The organism is Chryseolinea sp. H1M3-3 (genome assembly GCF_029360725.1).
Lineage (GTDB): Bacteria > Bacteroidota > Bacteroidia > Cytophagales > Cyclobacteriaceae > Chryseolinea.
Genome location: NZ_JARKMY010000019.1, coordinates 194,914 through 211,151, shown reverse-complemented (window position 1 = coordinate 211,151; position 16,238 = coordinate 194,914). Strand labels below are relative to the sequence as shown.

Annotated in this window: 17 protein-coding genes and 1 tRNA gene; 9 read left to right on the top strand and 9 right to left on the bottom strand. The window is 42.6% G+C overall.

The features are described 5' to 3' along the window. The first annotated feature begins 457 nt into the window (after positions 1 to 457). From P2W71_RS28055 to P2W71_RS28020, 8 genes are all read left to right on the top strand, one after another. Complete coding sequence (locus P2W71_RS28055; RefSeq protein WP_276374877.1) at positions 458 to 1,795, top strand: site-specific integrase; 1,338 nt, start codon at positions 458 to 460, stop codon at positions 1,793 to 1,795. After that, a complete protein-coding gene (locus tag P2W71_RS28050; RefSeq protein ID WP_276374876.1) occupies positions 1,792 to 2,355 on the top strand; it encodes a hypothetical protein in 564 nt (187 codons plus the stop codon). The genes P2W71_RS28055 and P2W71_RS28050 overlap by 4 nt, the downstream gene beginning before the upstream one ends. A gap of 81 nt (positions 2,356 to 2,436) precedes the next feature. Beyond that, the gene (locus tag P2W71_RS28045; RefSeq protein WP_276374875.1) at positions 2,437 to 2,724 is read left to right on the top strand and encodes a helix-turn-helix domain-containing protein; all 288 of its coding nucleotides are present in this window, start codon (positions 2,437 to 2,439) and stop codon (positions 2,722 to 2,724) included. A gap of 20 nt (positions 2,725 to 2,744) precedes the next feature. Then, on the top strand, positions 2,745 to 3,005 hold the full coding sequence (locus P2W71_RS28040) for a hypothetical protein (protein WP_276374874.1): 261 nt from the start codon (positions 2,745 to 2,747) through the stop codon (positions 3,003 to 3,005). Next, positions 3,002 to 3,691, top strand: coding sequence for a hypothetical protein (locus P2W71_RS28035; protein ID WP_276374873.1), 690 nt, complete (start codon positions 3,002 to 3,004; stop codon positions 3,689 to 3,691). The genes P2W71_RS28040 and P2W71_RS28035 overlap by 4 nt, the downstream gene beginning before the upstream one ends. Beyond that, on the top strand, positions 3,691 to 4,095 hold the full coding sequence (locus tag P2W71_RS28030; protein ID WP_276374872.1) for a hypothetical protein: 405 nt from the start codon (positions 3,691 to 3,693) through the stop codon (positions 4,093 to 4,095). Before P2W71_RS28035 ends, P2W71_RS28030 begins: the two co-directional genes overlap by 1 nt. 16 nt (positions 4,096 to 4,111) lie before the next feature. Continuing rightward, complete coding sequence (locus P2W71_RS28025; RefSeq protein WP_276374871.1) at positions 4,112 to 4,450, top strand: hypothetical protein; 339 nt, start codon at positions 4,112 to 4,114, stop codon at positions 4,448 to 4,450. Beyond that, the gene (locus P2W71_RS28020) at positions 4,428 to 4,655 is read left to right on the top strand and encodes a hypothetical protein (RefSeq protein WP_276374870.1); all 228 of its coding nucleotides are present in this window, start codon (positions 4,428 to 4,430) and stop codon (positions 4,653 to 4,655) included. Before P2W71_RS28025 ends, P2W71_RS28020 begins: the two co-directional genes overlap by 23 nt. 316 nt (positions 4,656 to 4,971) lie before the next feature. On the opposite strand, the gene P2W71_RS28015 is transcribed toward P2W71_RS28020, so the two are convergent. The 4 genes from P2W71_RS28015 to P2W71_RS28000 form a co-directional block, all read right to left on the bottom strand. After that, positions 4,972 to 6,099: a hypothetical protein gene (locus tag P2W71_RS28015; protein ID WP_276374869.1), complete on the bottom strand. Its 1,128-nt coding sequence runs from the start codon at positions 6,097 to 6,099 to the stop codon at positions 4,972 to 4,974. A gap of 301 nt (positions 6,100 to 6,400) precedes the next feature. After that, positions 6,401 to 6,473: transfer RNA gene (locus tag P2W71_RS28010), tRNA-Thr, on the bottom strand. A gap of 154 nt (positions 6,474 to 6,627) precedes the next feature. Further along, complete coding sequence (locus P2W71_RS28005; RefSeq protein ID WP_276374868.1) at positions 6,628 to 8,481, bottom strand: DUF349 domain-containing protein; 1,854 nt, start codon at positions 8,479 to 8,481, stop codon at positions 6,628 to 6,630. Positions 8,482 to 8,537: 56 nt separating this feature from the next. After that, positions 8,538 to 9,113: a YqgE/AlgH family protein gene (locus tag P2W71_RS28000; RefSeq protein ID WP_276374867.1), complete on the bottom strand. Its 576-nt coding sequence runs from the start codon at positions 9,111 to 9,113 to the stop codon at positions 8,538 to 8,540. Positions 9,114 to 9,239: 126 nt separating this feature from the next. On the opposite strand from P2W71_RS28000, the gene pdxH reads away from it, so the two are divergent. Beyond that, positions 9,240 to 9,881, top strand: a complete 642-nt coding sequence (gene pdxH, locus P2W71_RS27995; protein WP_276374866.1) for a pyridoxamine 5'-phosphate oxidase — start codon at positions 9,240 to 9,242, stop codon at positions 9,879 to 9,881. A 929-nt stretch (positions 9,882 to 10,810) separates the two neighbouring features. On the opposite strand, the gene bshB1 is transcribed toward pdxH, so the two are convergent. The 5 genes from bshB1 to rpsO form a co-directional block, all read right to left on the bottom strand. Next, positions 10,811 to 11,530 (bottom strand): bacillithiol biosynthesis deacetylase BshB1, encoded by a 720-nt coding sequence (bshB1, locus tag P2W71_RS27990; protein WP_276374865.1) that lies wholly within the window; start codon positions 11,528 to 11,530, stop codon positions 10,811 to 10,813. Positions 11,531 to 11,693: 163 nt separating this feature from the next. Beyond that, entirely contained in the window at positions 11,694 to 12,662 is a 969-nt protein-coding gene (trxB, locus tag P2W71_RS27985; protein ID WP_276374864.1) for a thioredoxin-disulfide reductase, read from the bottom strand. Between the two features lie 92 nt (positions 12,663 to 12,754). After that, positions 12,755 to 13,618, bottom strand: a complete 864-nt coding sequence (locus P2W71_RS27980) for an RNA polymerase sigma factor RpoD/SigA (RefSeq protein WP_276374863.1) — start codon at positions 13,616 to 13,618, stop codon at positions 12,755 to 12,757. A gap of 81 nt (positions 13,619 to 13,699) precedes the next feature. Further along, positions 13,700 to 15,847 carry a polyribonucleotide nucleotidyltransferase gene (gene pnp, locus P2W71_RS27975; protein WP_276374862.1) on the bottom strand — a complete coding sequence of 716 codons (2,148 nt, stop codon included), beginning with the start codon at positions 15,845 to 15,847 and terminating at the stop codon, positions 13,700 to 13,702. Between the two features lie 98 nt (positions 15,848 to 15,945). After that, the gene (rpsO, locus tag P2W71_RS27970) at positions 15,946 to 16,221 is read right to left on the bottom strand and encodes a 30S ribosomal protein S15 (protein ID WP_276374861.1); all 276 of its coding nucleotides are present in this window, start codon (positions 16,219 to 16,221) and stop codon (positions 15,946 to 15,948) included. Positions 16,222 to 16,238 lie beyond the last annotated feature (17 nt).

Below are 16,238 nucleotides of genomic sequence, written 5' to 3'. Positions count from 1 at the left end.
GCAGGCATAAAGTTCCTGCGCTAATGATGAAAGGCTTTCAGGCCTGAATATACCCCCGACCCATCAGGTCCGACCATAGCGGACCATCCGGTGTAAACTACATTAAGCTGTTGGTGGGGAGCATGATCACTGATGTCTTCAATAGACTTGTAGCATTAGAAAAAGCTCGGAAAATGAGTTCTTTGAACGTTAATGAACAAAAAAAAACCGCGTGTTTACGCGGTTTCAGAGCCCCCTGTCGGAATCGAACCAACGACCTACTGATTACAAGTTATTTTTAACATGTTTTCAGAGTTTAGCACAATTTGTCTATCTTTATGAAAAACAATGAATTGAGGCGTATTGACGCCTTTTTTATTTATCATTGACTTTCGGTTATTTTCATGGTTTGTTTCAAAATTGTTTCAAAGTAATCACCGACAGGACCAAAACGGCTGCATTACAGCCCCTATAAACGATGCAAAAGGTCAAGACTAGGTTAACAACCTCCGAACTCGTTCTATGGCAATGGAGCGCAAATGGTGAAGAAAAACACCCTATTAAAATTCGGATCACACACGAACGGAAATCACGATATTATCCAGTTGAGCACAACGGGCGAAATCTGTTTCTTTCTGACGAAGAATGGAAAGAAATTCAAGACAGGGAAAAAGTTGTCAAAAATGAGAAAAGAAAAATCCGCCAGACGGTAGACGCCATTGCCACGGCGGCACAAATAGCGATTTCAAACACGACAAAAAATAACCGCCCGTTTACCTGGGAAAAGTTTGAGAATGAATTTTTAGTCAACGATTCACATGACGGGTTGCTTTCCCTGTTCGCTGGCCACCTGGAAAGCCTCCGAGCTGAAAACCGCATCGGTACATACAAAACTTATAATAATGCCTATCAGGCTTTCACAGCATTCAGAAAGCACAAAGAATTAAGCCCGTTCGACCTTACCACGGATTTATTGAAGGCGTTTGAAGCCTTTCTTTTAAAACGCAACTGCGGCAAAACAACTATTGGTATATATGCGAGAACCTTGAAAGTAATTTACAACATAGCCGCTGATAAGAACCCTACCCTTCTTGAAAAGTATCCTTTTGCTCGAAAGCAAACCGACAGGAACCGGTACAAGATAAAAACGGGATCAGGTCACAAGGGTGAAGCATTGACGGTGAAACAACTTCAAAAATTTGTTTCAATCAGCATAGACCCCGCCGTTCCTGAATATGAAGCAAAATTGCTTTGGCTGTTCTCCTTCTATTGCCACGGAATGAACATGAAAGACATTTGCCTTCTGAAGTACAAAGACATTCAGGGAGAAGCTATTCGTTATGTCAGGGCAAAAACAAAGGATACCGAAGCCATCGAGTCAATAATGGAAATTCCGCTGACAAACCGGATTCGGGAAATCGTATCAGAAATCGGTAACCCGGACAAGCGACCAAATAGTTATGTCTTTACAATCATTCCCAACGGGCTGGCTAGCACTGTTAAGAGACGCACATCGAAAGACAAAACCCCCGAAGAACGTATTGACGAGATCGTTCGCCAAAAAATCAAAATGGTGAATGAACGACTGAAAAGCATTTGCGAGGGCGACGAACGTGAAGGAATCAAGCTTACCACATATTGGGCCCGGCATACATTCGCTTCATTACTGAAGGAATCCGGCGAATCAGTTGAAACGATTCGCGAACTATTGGGTCATTCAGATATACGAACGACTGAAAGCTATTTAAAGCGCCTTGACAAGGACAAAAAGCGCGAAGTCAATGAACGCATTGAATCAATTCTGAAGGCGTCATGAATCCCTTGTTCGATTACCGGCCAACGTTTACCGGCAAGGAAGTACTTTTTGTCAGCCAGGAACAATTTTTAGAATTAGAAAAATCATTTGATTCATGGACTGACCAAGAACCCGAATTAGAACAATTGGCAAAGCTGGAAGGTCTTGAATACGAAGGGCTTTATAACCGGCGACTCTACGATTGGATGATTGGTGAATTTTCATTTTTATGGCGCGGAACAATGCGTTTGTTTCAAACACCACCCCCACTTATCATCGCTGCCACGTTTCAAAATCATTGTTCATTTCTTTCAGTTTTTCCGATTGATGCTGGCCAACTGGCCGCGCTGGAAAGGATTCTTGATAAACAATTTCCTGGCGGGAAAACAAAGAAGAAACGACATCCCAAAAATTCAGTTAGCTATAAAAAGCAACTAATTGCCGAAGCTAAAAAGGGTCTTAATCTTACCCCGGAAATGAGCAAAAATTTCAGAGCTGAAAAGATTCACGATTGGATTTTCAAAAATTACAACGTCGAAATTGACGTTCAAAATATTAAAAGACTTTGTGGTTGGAAGTAAAATAAAGTAGGTCAGATAACTTATTTGACTAACCCCCCATCTACCAATTGTTGTTTTTTAGTGCCATAGTTCAACGACTTTATGGCACAAATTATCCCGAACCCCTTCACAGAAATTAGCCAACGGCTTGAAGCAATCGAATTGCTTCTTATAGAAATCAGGCATGGAAACAGGCCTGTTCAACCTTCAGAATCCAAATATTTGAAGGCTAAAGAAGCATCGAAGTACCTTCGTTTAAGTCTTCAATCCCTATATCGGCTCACATCAACGGAGCAAATTCCGTTCACCAAAAAACACAAGGCGTTGCTGTTCAAGACCGAAGATCTTGATCGTTGGCTTGCCAGCGGAAAAACAATTTCTAATTCGTAAAATCTTAAACCTCTTTTCAAATGCCCGATCAAAATGACAATCAACACAGACCGCCGTACGACTTCAGGCGGTTCGTAACGGAAACGCTAGACGAAAAACGCGTTCATCCCAACAGCAAGACAGCGCTAGAATTATTCAAAAATTGTGGGGTTGAAGCCCCCACGGATTTGAAGTCCAAAGTCAACCTTTATGAAGAGCTGAACACGCTCGGATTATCAAACACAAGCCCCCTGTTTGCCTACTTATTTGAAACCTACGGACAAAATCTACCGCTCCGATGAAAAAACTTGCTATAGAAACACGCAAGGATTGCGAGCCAAATTTAAGGGCTATACAGGTAATCCCACGACTTCTTCAAAGCGTCATTGATTCAATGCAAGCCTTTGATCATGACAACGGGTTGACAAGCTTCGAATTCAAAGCAACGGTTCGACCGCTCGAATATATTTTAAAAATGCAACAGCTTGTTCCCAACAGGGAAAGGCAACGCGGTCAGGATTGGAAGGCATCCCGGATATCGGACACGAAGCTTTTACAAATTCAAACCAAGGAAAGACTTTACGAACTCCATAAAGGTAAAATTGCTGGCCTTCATGTCACACTGGAAAAGTTCAAGGAAAATGTCGAGGTGCCTATTGAGTCGGCTAGATCTTTGATCAATGCCGTTGCCGATCTTGATAACGAACTGTTGAAGTTGCCAAAGGATCAGTACTTCAGCCAATTCATTTCAATCGATGGGAACGGACGTGTTATTGTTGCCCCTGACGCCGAAGAAAAAATTGGAAATCACTTCACGCTTTACGCCGGGACAGCACAAGAAACGTTTTACAACGATGTGTCTACCCTACTTAGCAAACTTTCGGAGACCGAAAACAAGTTCAATGTGCGCGGGCTGATATCAAAGGCAATTGATCAAAATGGAGAGGGATATTTTTTCAGGTGTGAAAACTTAAAATCAATTAAGTGATGGAAGAAAATGAAATCGTCGATCAAGACGGGAACGAAATACCTAATCCTGATCTGCTTCAGGCGCACGGCCTGACACATGCGGAAATGGCCGAACTTCATAATCGGCAAAAGAAAAGCCTGCCCATTCCGATGATGCGTGGCAACAATACCGACAACATCAAGGATGAATTTTTTCAAGGGTATAGTAATTACGAATTGCCAGTTCATGAACGAGGGCTTTACCACGTATTGGTTGATCAACGGTATTTTCATCCCAAAACAGGGATCAAAGAATCAATTATAGTTCGACACAAGCTAACGGTTGAATTTTTCGAATTCCAGAAAGAGCACCATGCCTTCGACGGTTGTGTTACTCACATCCTACACTTTCCAGAATCGGCTGAAGGTCAAAGGCTTGTTTGAAAAACAATCAATTTCTATGCGGGGAGGAAGACGAGAACGAGCGGGAAGAAAAAAGGGGATACCGAATAAGCTTACACAAGACATTCGGTCAGCCATAGGCTTGATTTTAAAACGAGAAATACCGGCCCTTGCCAGAAACCTGAAGAAGCTTGCAGTCAATTCACCGGGTCAACATGCTTCTATCGTCACGGGCTTAATTGAATTTTCCATTCCAAGGCTTCAGCGCGTGGAACAAAAAGACATTTCAAGCTTTCAAGAACTTGCATTGTTAACACCTGAAGCCCGGCGGGAAAAGATGAGAGAAATCGCGCGCGAAATAATCAATCAAAAAAATGGCAAAGAAGAAAAATCCTGAATTGGAATTAGAGTTTTTACAGCTACTTGAACTAATGGAAAGCGGCGTTGACAATGTGTTCTTGTATAACCCGGAACAACCTAACAGGGTTTGGCATCAATCGAACCCTTCAATCATTTACGATAGGGCCAGACTGGAAGAAGTAATTGATTTGATGGATTGGGAAATGGTTTTCTTTTTGCCGGACAACGGTAGGGATACATAAAAAAACCGGGCGCCTTCCTAAGTACCCGGTTCAATGGTCGTCGACAAACTTTAAAACGCAACTCATGAAAATGCAACCCTCATGAAATTGAACGCCGTGCTAAATATAAATGATTCTTGAATGATCTCAACACCCAGAGACCAACGCGCCATAGGGTCATTGCCGGATCAACTTTCATAAATTCTGTGATTGGATCAGGTCAAAGCCCCACGCACAAGGGGCGGGAAATCTGTTTTTCATTGGGGCTTTTTCTCTTTCTTTCCTTAAGCTTCTTCTAAGACTTGTTGCTTTCCTTTCTCTCTCTTTTGAAACCTATTCACGCCCTATACCTTCTTTCAAAATATAAGTTTGTAATTCTAGTCACTTCGTCGTTTAACTCGTTGTCCAAAATAATTAGCTCCTTGATATCAAACACGGCGTTATTCTGCTGCTCAATATCTGCTCCAATTACGCATCGCTCTACGTCGCCGGTGAACTCTTTGCATTGGCATTTATTCACCCCCGCTGGAATACTGTTCACTTGCAACTGAAGTCGCGCAGTGCCATCACTCACGATTAATACACAAGCCAAACAAAAGAATTGTTGAAATAAGTTATATTTTCTAAAATCATCTGTTTCGACGGTAATTGATTCATTATCGCTGAGCTGGGCGTTGCAGCCGATACCCCCCGATTCAGATATATATACACTAAAAGCGAGTTTGTTTTTCAACGCAAGTTGAAAGATAAATTTCTTGCCATCGGATTTTTGATGGTCAATTTTAATTTCAGCAAACCACCCAAATCCCTGTCTAACCTTAGCCTCAAAATCACCTTTCATGCAGCCATCGCCCTTGAACGAAGTAGACGCACCTTCTTGTCCCATAGAACAATCGTACCTGGAAAAAAAACAGGAATCACTTGGGAACAACAGGATTTCCTGCACTAATGGCCGTAGCGCGATCAAAACGATTTCTACTATAGTATTAAGTACCAGAATTAATGCAGGTGCTTTGAATTGCTCCAGTTTATCCAATGATGCTTTCAAAGCCTCGCCTGTTGCATTCTCGAAGTGAACACCGCCTTGTTTGTTGGCAGCATATTTGATCAATTCTAAGACGGTAAACGTTGTTCCATCTATTTCAAGGATATTTAAGCCTAGGAATTTGTCGAGTTTAAGTTCTTGTAGTCCCAAAGACATTCTGAGAACCATGTTACCCAGTTCTGTGGGCGTATAGTGTATGGAGGAATTTAAGGGAAGCTTGGTTGTAAAAGTGTTATCAACTTTGAATCTTATGGCTATTCTAGGCCCCCTGTTCACAGTATGAACCAAGGCATCTTGGTCAATCAAAAGCTGTCTTAATATTGCAGCGCTTTTTAGAGCCTGATAGTAATCATTTGTATATCGATATTTTTTTAACTCGTTAATTCTCCTCGCAAATAAGTTTTCGGGTATGACGTTCATAATGGCAAGTTTTTGGATCGGAGTAGTAGCAATTGAATAACAGAAGTGTCGATTTGTAAATCATTTTGGTAGTCAACCTACCTTTTGTTGATCGCTCCCAACACTGTGAACCGGTTAAACTAAAAGGCCTTGATGTAGAAAGGTCTGGCCGGGCGGAGCACTTAAGCCAGCTTCTTTCAGTGGCTGTAACAGCAGCCAGAATTGTTCACTTCTGACTGTAAATCCTAAAATGTTTCAATCTTGTTTCAAAAATTAGGCACTTAGAAAAAGCATGCTCATTCTAAGTGCCTGATATTCAATGAGCCCCCTGCCGGAATCGAACCAGCGACCTACTGATTACAAGTCAGTTGCTCTACCAGCTGAGCTAAGGAGGCTTGTGTGTTTCTCAACCCCACTGATTCCGTATGTTGGCGGAATGGGAGCTAAGGGATGCGTTATAAAAAGCCAATTGTTTAACGCGGTGCAAAAATAAATTAAGTATGCTCTGGAGCAAATAATTCCACGAAATAACTTGGAAAACCTTTGAACTTAGACGGTTTTTAGGAGCCTTAACTGATCTTTTAATTGTTTTAGGTGCTCACGGGCAGTTGCTATTTTCTCATTGAACTCTTCCCTCACCTTTTCGGCATTCTGAGAACGGGAGAAGAACTCCAGATTGTTTTGCCACAGGCCTATATCACTTTCGATCTTACTGATCTTTTTACGAATTACCTGCTCCTTCTGATAAATCTTTCGGTCAGCCATCGGGTCGTTCCGCAAGTCACTCAGCTGATTCTCTAACGAGATTTTACCTTTTTCATTTTCCGTAAGGCCAGGGATGCTGTTGATAAACCGCTCTACGGCTTCGTGGTAGCGCGTTCTGATGGCATTTATATCCTTGCGCGGAACAAAGCCGATCGCGTTGAATTTATCCTGCAGCTCACGCAGCGTTTCATGGCTTGCTGTCCGTGCCACCGTATGACTTTCCAGAATGGTGCAGATTTCTTCCTTGAGCTTCAGATTCTCGACCTGCTCATCTTCCATCTTGCCTTGTTGGATTCTTTTCTGTTCGAAGAAATAGTCGCAGGCATCTTTAAATTCCTTGAAAACTTTCTCTCTGAATTTCTCCGGTACCGGTCCGATGTCCTTCCATTTCAACTGAAGACTTTTTAATTCGTTGGAAGTTTTTTCCCACTCGTTACTTTCTCTTAATTCATGGGCCCGTTTGATGAGTTCGTTTTTCAATTGCAGGTTATGCTCACGTTCCTCGTCCAGTTTTTTGAAGAAAGCGTTTTTGTTGTTGAAGAATGTTTTAAAGGCCGACCAAAATTTCTTATTCACTTCTTTGGCTTTCGCCCTGGGCAAGCCTCCGATTACCTCCCATTGTTTTTGAATGTCAAGGATTTCTTTTGTCTTTTGATTCCATTCTTTGATCCTGTCCGACTGAAAAGAAATGAATTCCTGAACGCTTTCGCTCAATGCCGCTTTGCTTCCAAGATTGACATGGAGTTCTTGTTGGAGGTTTTGCAGGTAGGCGTCCCGTCGTGCGTATACCGCATCCGATGCAGCCTTAAAGCGCTGCCAGACGGCTTCTTTATCATCTTTGGGCACAGGGCCGAGGTGCTTAAACTCGTGGTGCAATTCATTCAATTCACGAATAGCATCTTTAATGATTTCAACGTCAGCCAGTTTCTCAGCACGCGCGCAGAGTTCAAGCTTCGCTTCCAGGTTTCTTTTCCTGTCAAGTTCTTTAAGCTCGAAGTAAATGCTCTGATTGTCGTAGAAACGGTCCAATAGCGCATGATAATTCGCCCACAATGTTTTTGCTTGTGGCCCGGCTACGGGACCGATAGATTTCCATTGACGTTGAAGTTCCTTGAACTGCTCAAACTGATCGGTTGTGTCCTGCGAGTCGGAAAGTACCCGCAGCTTTTCTAATATCTCTTGCTTCTTGGCAAGATTTTCTACTTTACGTTCTTCCTGTTGTTTAAAATACTGCGCTTTACGATCGCGTATCAGCTTGAGGTTAGCGTCAAATACATTATCATGTTCATCTCCCTTGTATTCAAAATCTTCTTCCACTCCGCCCGATGCCACAAACTTTGTTAAGGCTTCAGCACGTTCTTTCTCGCGAAGTTCATCATACAAAGGTTTAATTTCACGAATGATTGTATCAACCTTTTTAAAGTTATCCTCTTTTGCAAGCTGCTTTACCAATTCAGCGAATTGTTGTTTCGAGTAGTGGCTATAATCGACATGCTCCTCTTCATGATGGTCATGATGCTCATCGGTTGTTTCATCCCGATCCGATAAGTCAGCCTCGGAATGTAATGTGGTGACATGGTTTTCGGCCACTCCGGCTTCGTGCGCATGTGCCTTCTCTTCTAATTTTTCTCTTTCCATTTCCATGTTCAGTGTCCCAATTACTTTGCGGATAACGTAAATTTACTTAAAAATGCTTAATTCAGCCTTGGATCAACAGGGTAGTTTGAATATACCGAAAATCTACCACCCATACTTCCCAGAGCCTTTTTCCAAATCATAGCGGGATCTGTGTCAAAAAGTAATTCGTCTGTCACAAAATCACAGACAATCCACGAATCTTCTTCCAGTTCCTTGTCTAATTGTCCCTGACCCCAACCGCTATATCCCAAATAGAAACGGATATCCGATGGTTTCAATCTTCCCGTGTCCAGTTCAACCATTAAACTTTCAAATGCTCCACCCCAGTAAATCTCCTCCTGTATTTTAACAGCATTTTCAACCGGTGTGTTTCGGTGTAAAAAATGTAAAGTATCCTGTTGTACCGGTCCGCCGACAAATACAATCTCTTCCATGTTCTTTATATCCTCAATTACATCATTCACTTTAAGTATCGAGGGTTTGTTAATGACAAATCCAAATGACCCATCATCGTTATGTTCACACAACAACACAACGGTGCGTTCAAAATTCGGATCAGGAAGAAATGGTTCTGATATCAGCAACCTGCCTTTTTCCGGTTTCAGTTTATTTTTATACTTAAAGAATTCCATGGACACAGGTGTAAAATATCAAAATTTTCTTGAAACGCATTGAAGTTTCGATATTTGAATAAAATACTTCCCCATCACCTGTGCAAGCTTATTTCTTTGTTAATCTTATCGTAAAATTGCATCCGTATGCACGACCTATCAAAACTACGTAGAGAATATTCTAAAGAATCGTTGGATGTTTCGACCATATTGTCAGATCCTATTGAACAGTTTGGAAGATGGTTCCATGAAGCGATTGAAGCTGAAGTATTGGAACCAAATGCCATGAACTTATCAACCATAAATGAGGATAACAGGCCGTCATCCCGAATTGTTTTGTTGAAAGGAGTTGAAGAAAAAAAGTTTGTTTTCTATACGAACTATCAAAGCACGAAAGGAAAAGAATTGACAAGAAATCCGGCTTGTGCTTTAACATTTTTCTGGCCTGAGCTTGAAAGGCAAGTACGTATCGAAGGCACAGCTGAACGGGTTGATGATGAACGGTCTGAGAAATACTTTCAAAGCAGGCCCCGGAGTTCGCAAATCGGAGCATGGACGTCGCCACAAAGTACCATCATCGAAGCGCGTTCGATCCTGGAGGAACGTGCGCTGCAAATTGAAAAGAGATTTGAAGGAATGGCGCTGTTACCAAAACCAAAGCAATGGGGAGGTTTTCAAGTTGATCCGTTAGTAATAGAGTTCTGGCAAGGTCGGCCGAGCAGGCTACACGACAGAATCCAGTTTGCTAAAGTTGATGGTGTTTGGAAAGTGTATAGGCTGGCGCCGTGAGTGTGTGATAAGTGTTAAGAAGCGCACGTTTGAATTCGGTGTTCCCTTTTCGATATTCATTATCAATTTCGATATCCGCAGTAGGGCTAACGTTGCATCAGGTTAATTAATGTTTTGATTGTATTCAGATCATTCAACAGGAAGAATTGAATATCGAATATCGAGCAAGGAATATCGAATGTCGAATGATGTCAACAGAGTTTGATCGGTGATTGAATGAACACCATTACTATTTACTCGCTTTCATTCCCACGAATGTGCTACCACTGATTACCAGATTACCGAATACCTGAATACCTATTACCTACTGCAGGATTGAATATCGAATATCGAGCAAAGGAATATCGAATATCGAATGAATGTCAACAGATCGATCGGTGACTGAATGAACACCATTACTATTTACTCGCTTCCTCCCACGAATGTGCTACCACTGATTACCAGATTACCGAATACCTGAATACCTATTACCTACTGCAGAATTGAATATCGAATATCGAGCAAAGGAATATCGAATATCGAAGGATGTCAATAGATCGATCGGCGACTGAATGAACACCATTACTATTTACTCGCTTCCTCCCACGAATGTGCTACCACTGATTACCAGATTACCGAATACCTGAATACCTATTACCTACTGCAGAATTGAATATCGAATATCGAGCAAGGAATATCGAATATCGAATGATGTCAACAGAGTTTGATCGGTGACTAAATGAACACCATTACTATTTACTCGCTTCCATTCCCACGAATGTGCTACCACTGATTACCAGATTACCGAATACCTGAATACCTATTACCTACTGCAGGATTGAATATCGAATATCGAGCAAAGGAATATCGAATATCGAATGAATGTCAACAGATCGATCGGTGACTGATTACCCGATTACCGAATACCCATTCACCAATTAAATATCGAACTACACAAGATCAAACAGCGACTTAACACCGGGATATCGTCGGGTAGTGAACCCTTCACCGTACTGTGTGCCAATGGCGTAACCCCAGTCGATAGCCCGTGCCTCCACCATTTTCATAAAACCGGGACTTGAAATGTAGGTTTGTACTTCGTCGCTTTCCGGGTCATAGAATTGGGACTTAAAAGCTTTGAGCGCCTCCACTTTTTTGGACCAATAATCCGATATGTCGACAATGAAATCAGGCTCGATATATAAACTTTGAATGTAGTGATAAACGACAGCCGGCCGCCATGGCTCTTGTTTTTTACCCTGGTCATCAAATGTTTCAATCCGTAGCAGTCCCGAAAGGAACGAAGCGTCATACCCTAGGGAAGCGCCTTTACCGTGATCAATGTGGCGATCAAAGATAGCATTCGCCAATACAATGTCTGGTCGATATTTCCGAATAACTTTTACGACCTCTAGCTGGTGCGTTGGGTCATTCTGAAAAAATCCATCTTTCAATCCGAGATTTTCGCGAACCGATATACCGAGTATTTTTGCAGATGCTTCAGCTTCCTTTGCCCTGATCTCCACGGTGCCGCGGGTTCCTAATTCACCTTTGGTTAAATCAACGATACCTACTTTGTGACCTAAATCTACATGGCGGGCAATGGTGCCTGCACAACTGATTTCCGCATCATCCGGATGTGCTGCGAGAACAAGAATGTCTAGTTTCACTACTTAAAGTTTGAAGTTTAAAGTTTCTGAATTTATAGTTCGAAGCCTCGATGTTGGGAATTTTGCGGATTGGTTTACGTGAAAAAAATTACACCCCGGCGCTGATTGTACCATCTACTTACGACTTACCGCCAAACCGATCACTGCCTACCTGATTACCTGATCACTGATTACCTATCGTCACCCCCACTTCCTCCATCTCTTTCGAAACCAGGAATTTCTCTGCATCTAACGCACCCATACATCCGGTGCCGGCAGCAGTAATGGCTTGACGATAAACCTTGTCGGCTGCGTCTCCTACGGCGAACACGCCCTCAACGTTGGTTTTTGTGGTTCCGGGGACTACTTTGATGTATCCGGTTTCGTCCATGTCAATATACTTCTTAAAAATACCGGTATTGGGTTGATGTCCTATTGCCAGGAAGAAACCTTGAACGGATATAATACTTTTCTCTCCGGTCTTATTATTTAGCAGGCGTACACCAGTTACACCGTTGTCATCACCAAGTATTTCATCAGTTTCGGTGTTCCAATGAATCTGAATATTGGGCGTTTTAAGCACACGTTGCTGCATGATTTTCGACGCGCGCATTTCGTCTCTCCGCACAATCAAATGCACCTTCGTACACAAATTCGCGAGGTAAGTAGCTTCTTCAGCGGCGGAGTCACCGGCACCTACAACAGCCACATCTTTTCCCCTGTAAAAGAAACCATCACAAACAGCACAGGCAGAAACACCCTTGTTGTTGAATTTTTCTTCCGATGGGATTCCTAAATATTTAGCGGTTGCACCTGTAGCGATAATCACAGTGCCGGCCGTGATTTCATCTTTTTCATCTACTGTAACTTTGAGCGGATAGCCTGAAAAGTCGACCGATGTTATCATTCCATAATTGACCTTCGTGCCAAAGCGTTCGGCTTGCTTTTGAAGATCGATCATCATTTCAGGACCATTGATACCATTCGGGTAACCTGGAAAATTCTCAACGTCATTGGTAATTGTCAGCTGGCCGCCTGGTTGTGCCCCTGTATAAAGCACTGGCTTCAGGCCGGCACGTGCCGCATAGATTGCGGCTGTATAACCAGCAGGACCTGATCCAATGATGAGAACTTTTACGTCTGCGTGTGTCATGAGTTGTGTTGCTTTTTAAACAAAATAAAAGGTCTCGGAATTTCGAGACCCTTAATATCTTATACCATTTAATTCAATTCTTTTTTATTTCATTACCCGAGATAAGGTTTCAATGCTTTACTTCTTGAAGTATGGCGTAACCTTCTGATTGCCTTTTCTTTAATTTGACGAACACGTTCGCGAGTTAAATTGAATTTCTCGCCAATTTCTTCGAGCGTCATTGAATGTTCGCCATTCAATCCAAAGTAAAGTGTAATAACATCAGCTTCCCGTTGAGTAAGTGTAGAAAGAGCTCGTTGCACTTCTCTGCGAAGCGAATCATTCATCAGCCCTGAATCCGGAGTTTCTTCGCTGTCATTTTCCAACACATCCAGCAAGCTGTTCTCTTCGCCCTGAACGAAAGGCGCATCCATAGAAACGTGCCGTCCGGAAATCTTCATGGTATCTACAACTTCGGCGGTAGTTACATCTAAGACTTCAGCCAATTCTTCGGGAGATGGCTCGCGTTCGAACTTCTGTTCAAGTTCAGAGAAGGTCTTGGAAATTTTATTTAATGATCCAACCCTGTTCAAAGGCAAACGAACTATGCGTGATTGTTCCGCCAATGCCTGAAGGATAGATTGACGAATCCACCACACAGCGTAGGAAATGAATTTAAACCCACGTGTTTCATCAAAACGTTGAGCAGCTTTAATAAGACCTAAATTACCTTCGTTGATCAGATCGCCCAATGAAAGACCTTGATTTTGATATTGCTTAGCAACAGAAACCACGAAGCGAAGATTGGCTTTAGTAAGTTTTTCCAAAGCTATCTGATCACCTTCCTTAATACGTTTTGCCAATTCAACTTCTTCATCCGGTGTGAGAAGGTCAACCTTGCCAATTTCCTGTAGGTATTTGTCCAGGGATTGGCTCTCGCGGTTGGTAATTTGTTTACTGATCTTAAGCTGTCTCATTCTCTAAAAAAATATATACGTTCGTTTACTGTAACAATATAGTGCCTAAATATAGTTCTGTCAATTATAGCTCAATAACGATTATTCTGCTGGAGTTGTTTCCTTTTTAGGAGGTCTTGGCAGAAGCACTTTTCTGGATAGACGATATTTACCGGTCTTTTTATCTACCTCAATCAGTTTTACCTTAACCTCTTCGCCTACTTCCAATACCCCTTCCATGCTTTCCAGGCGATCCCATTTAATTTCAGAGATGTGTAATAGACCGTCTTTGCCTGGCATAAATTCAACGAACGCGCCGAAAGGCATTATTGATTTCACTTTACCCTCGTATACTTCGCCAACTTCAGGGATAGCAACGATTCCTTTAATACGTTTGACGGCAGCTTCCATCACACTCTTGTTGCTGGCAAACACATTTACAACGCCTTTGTTGCCAACTTCCTCAATGACTACCGTTGCCCCCGTGGTGTTTTGGATGTCTTGAACAACCTTACCGCCTGGGCCGATTACCGCGCCAATCATTTCTTTCTCGATCACGATTGTTTCAGCTCGTGGTGTTTGAGGTTTCAGGTCGGGACGCGGCGCTGATAAGGTTTTCTTCATTTCGTTCAGAATATGAAGTCTGCCTTCTTTAGCCTGTAACAAAGCTTCTTTCAGGATGTCATACGTAAGGCCTTCAACCTTCAAATCCATTTGACATGCCGTGATACCTTTTTCTGTACCCGTAACTTTGAAATCCATATCACCTAAGTGATCTTCATCTCCTAAAATATCTGACAGGATCGCGTACTTACCGCTGGTACTATCTGAAATCATCCCCATAGCGATACCAGACACTGGACCTTTCACAGGTACACCGGCGTCCATAAGCGCGAGCGAACCTGCGCAAACAGTTGCCATTGAAGAGGAACCGTTGGATTCAAGAATGTCGGACACCACACGGATGGTATATGGATTTTTTTCGTCGGGGGGAAGCACTTGTTTCAATGCTCTGAATGCCAGATTACCGTGGCCCACTTCGCGTCTTCCGGGACCGCGGTTTGGTTTTACTTCGCCGGTAGAGAATCCTGGGAAATTATAGTGAAGAATAAATTTGCTTGAACCTTCAATCATAGCCCCGTCAATCATCTGTTCATCCAGCTTGGTGCCCAGGGTGACCGTTGTTAACGATTGTGTTTCACCGCGTGTAAAAATTGCCGAACCGTGAGGTGAAGGTAAATAATCAACTTCACTCCATATCTCCCTGATTTCACGGGTTTTACGGCCATCCAGGCGTACGTTTTCATTAAGGACTAAATCGCGTGAAGCCTTCTTTTGAATCTCGTGATAATAGTGTTTAGCAAGATCCTTGTTAACTGTTGTATCTTCTGGCAAAGCCTCTAGGTATTCATCAATAACTTTTGAGAATGCCTCTGATCTTCCTTTTTTGCTAGTATTAAGTTGACGGGCTACAGCATATGCTTTGTCATACATCAGGTTCCAAAGTTCCTGACGCAGGGCTTCATCTTTTTCCTCGTGGTTATACGTTCTCTTCACAGACTTGCCAGTAGCTTCAGTAAGCTCGATCTGCAGCTGGCATTGAACCTTGATCGCTTCGTGCGCCTGCTTCAACGCTTCAAGCATATCATCTTCACTGACTTCTTTCATTTCACCTTCGACCATCAAAATATTTTCGATCGATGCAGCGACGATGAGATCAATGTCAGCGCGCTTCTTTTGTTCCATGGTAGGGTTGATCACAAACTGACCATCCACACGTGCCACCCGTACTTCCGAGATGGGTCCCTGGAATGGAATGTCGGATACTGACAAAGCAGCAGAGGCAGCAAATGCAGCGAGTGAATCCGGTAAAGCATTTTCGTCACCGGATATTAAATAGATCATCACTTGTGTATCGGCATGATAATCATTAGGGAATAGCGGTCTCAGCGCGCGGTCGATTAACCGGCTGATCAAGATCTCATAATCGGAAAGCTTACTTTCGCGTTTTAAAAATCCACCTGGCACTTTCCCTGTGGATGCAAATTTTTCCTGGTAATCAACTGAGAGAGGTAAGAAATCAGTTCCTGGTTTTGCTTCCTGGGCGGATACCACAGTAGCTAACAACATGGTGTTGCCCATGCGTAAAACGACAGACCCATCGGCAAGGCGGGCAAGTTTACCAGTTTCAATAGTTATTTCGCGACCATCGGGCAGCTTACAAGTTTTAGATATTACAGTAGGTTTCATAATGCGTGAATTTAAGGTAGCTCGTGTAGCGTTCACCTTATGTTGAAATGCAAAAAGGGAACCTTTGTTCGGGTTCCCTTTTGGGAATGTTGTATAATTTACTTTCTAAGATCCAGATCGGCCAGGACTGCCCGGTATCTTGAAATCTCAGTGTTCTGCAGGTAATTCAGCAGTTTTTTGCGCTTACCTACCAGTTTCATAAGACCTTGTTGGGTAGAGAAATCTTTCTTGTTGAGCTTTAAATGCTCTGTGAGGTGATTAATCCGGTGCGTGAAAAGGGCAATCTGAGCTTCTGCAGATCCTGTTTCTTCCTTTTTCTTTCCAAATCCGTGCTTAGCGAATAGACCTTGTTTGATTTCGGTAGTCAAGTACATCTCAAAAATTTTGTTTT

Coding starts and splice junctions, on each gene's coding strand:
- P2W71_RS28005 (WP_276374868.1), bottom strand. CDS start 8,481: ATGGAAAGAGAAAAATTAGAAGAGAAGGCACATGCGCACGAAGCCGGA.
- P2W71_RS28025 (WP_276374871.1), top strand. CDS start 4,112: ATGCGGGGAGGAAGACGAGAACGAGCGGGAAGAAAAAAGGGGATACCG.
- trxB (WP_276374864.1), bottom strand. CDS start 12,662: ATGACACACGCAGACGTAAAAGTTCTCATCATTGGATCAGGTCCTGCT.
- P2W71_RS28055 (WP_276374877.1), top strand. CDS start 458: ATGCAAAAGGTCAAGACTAGGTTAACAACCTCCGAACTCGTTCTATGG.
- P2W71_RS28040 (WP_276374874.1), top strand. CDS start 2,745: ATGCCCGATCAAAATGACAATCAACACAGACCGCCGTACGACTTCAGG.
- P2W71_RS28045 (WP_276374875.1), top strand. CDS start 2,437: ATGGCACAAATTATCCCGAACCCCTTCACAGAAATTAGCCAACGGCTT.
- P2W71_RS28050 (WP_276374876.1), top strand. CDS start 1,792: ATGAATCCCTTGTTCGATTACCGGCCAACGTTTACCGGCAAGGAAGTA.
- P2W71_RS28035 (WP_276374873.1), top strand. CDS start 3,002: ATGAAAAAACTTGCTATAGAAACACGCAAGGATTGCGAGCCAAATTTA.
- rpsO (WP_276374861.1), bottom strand. CDS start 16,221: ATGTACTTGACTACCGAAATCAAACAAGGTCTATTCGCTAAGCACGGA.
- P2W71_RS28030 (WP_276374872.1), top strand. CDS start 3,691: ATGGAAGAAAATGAAATCGTCGATCAAGACGGGAACGAAATACCTAAT.
- P2W71_RS27980 (WP_276374863.1), bottom strand. CDS start 13,618: ATGAGACAGCTTAAGATCAGTAAACAAATTACCAACCGCGAGAGCCAA.
- pnp (WP_276374862.1), bottom strand. CDS start 15,847: ATGAAACCTACTGTAATATCTAAAACTTGTAAGCTGCCCGATGGTCGC.
- P2W71_RS28015 (WP_276374869.1), bottom strand. CDS start 6,099: ATGAACGTCATACCCGAAAACTTATTTGCGAGGAGAATTAACGAGTTA.
- P2W71_RS28000 (WP_276374867.1), bottom strand. CDS start 9,113: ATGGAATTCTTTAAGTATAAAAATAAACTGAAACCGGAAAAAGGCAGG.
- pdxH (WP_276374866.1), top strand. CDS start 9,240: ATGCACGACCTATCAAAACTACGTAGAGAATATTCTAAAGAATCGTTG.
- P2W71_RS28020 (WP_276374870.1), top strand. CDS start 4,428: ATGGCAAAGAAGAAAAATCCTGAATTGGAATTAGAGTTTTTACAGCTA.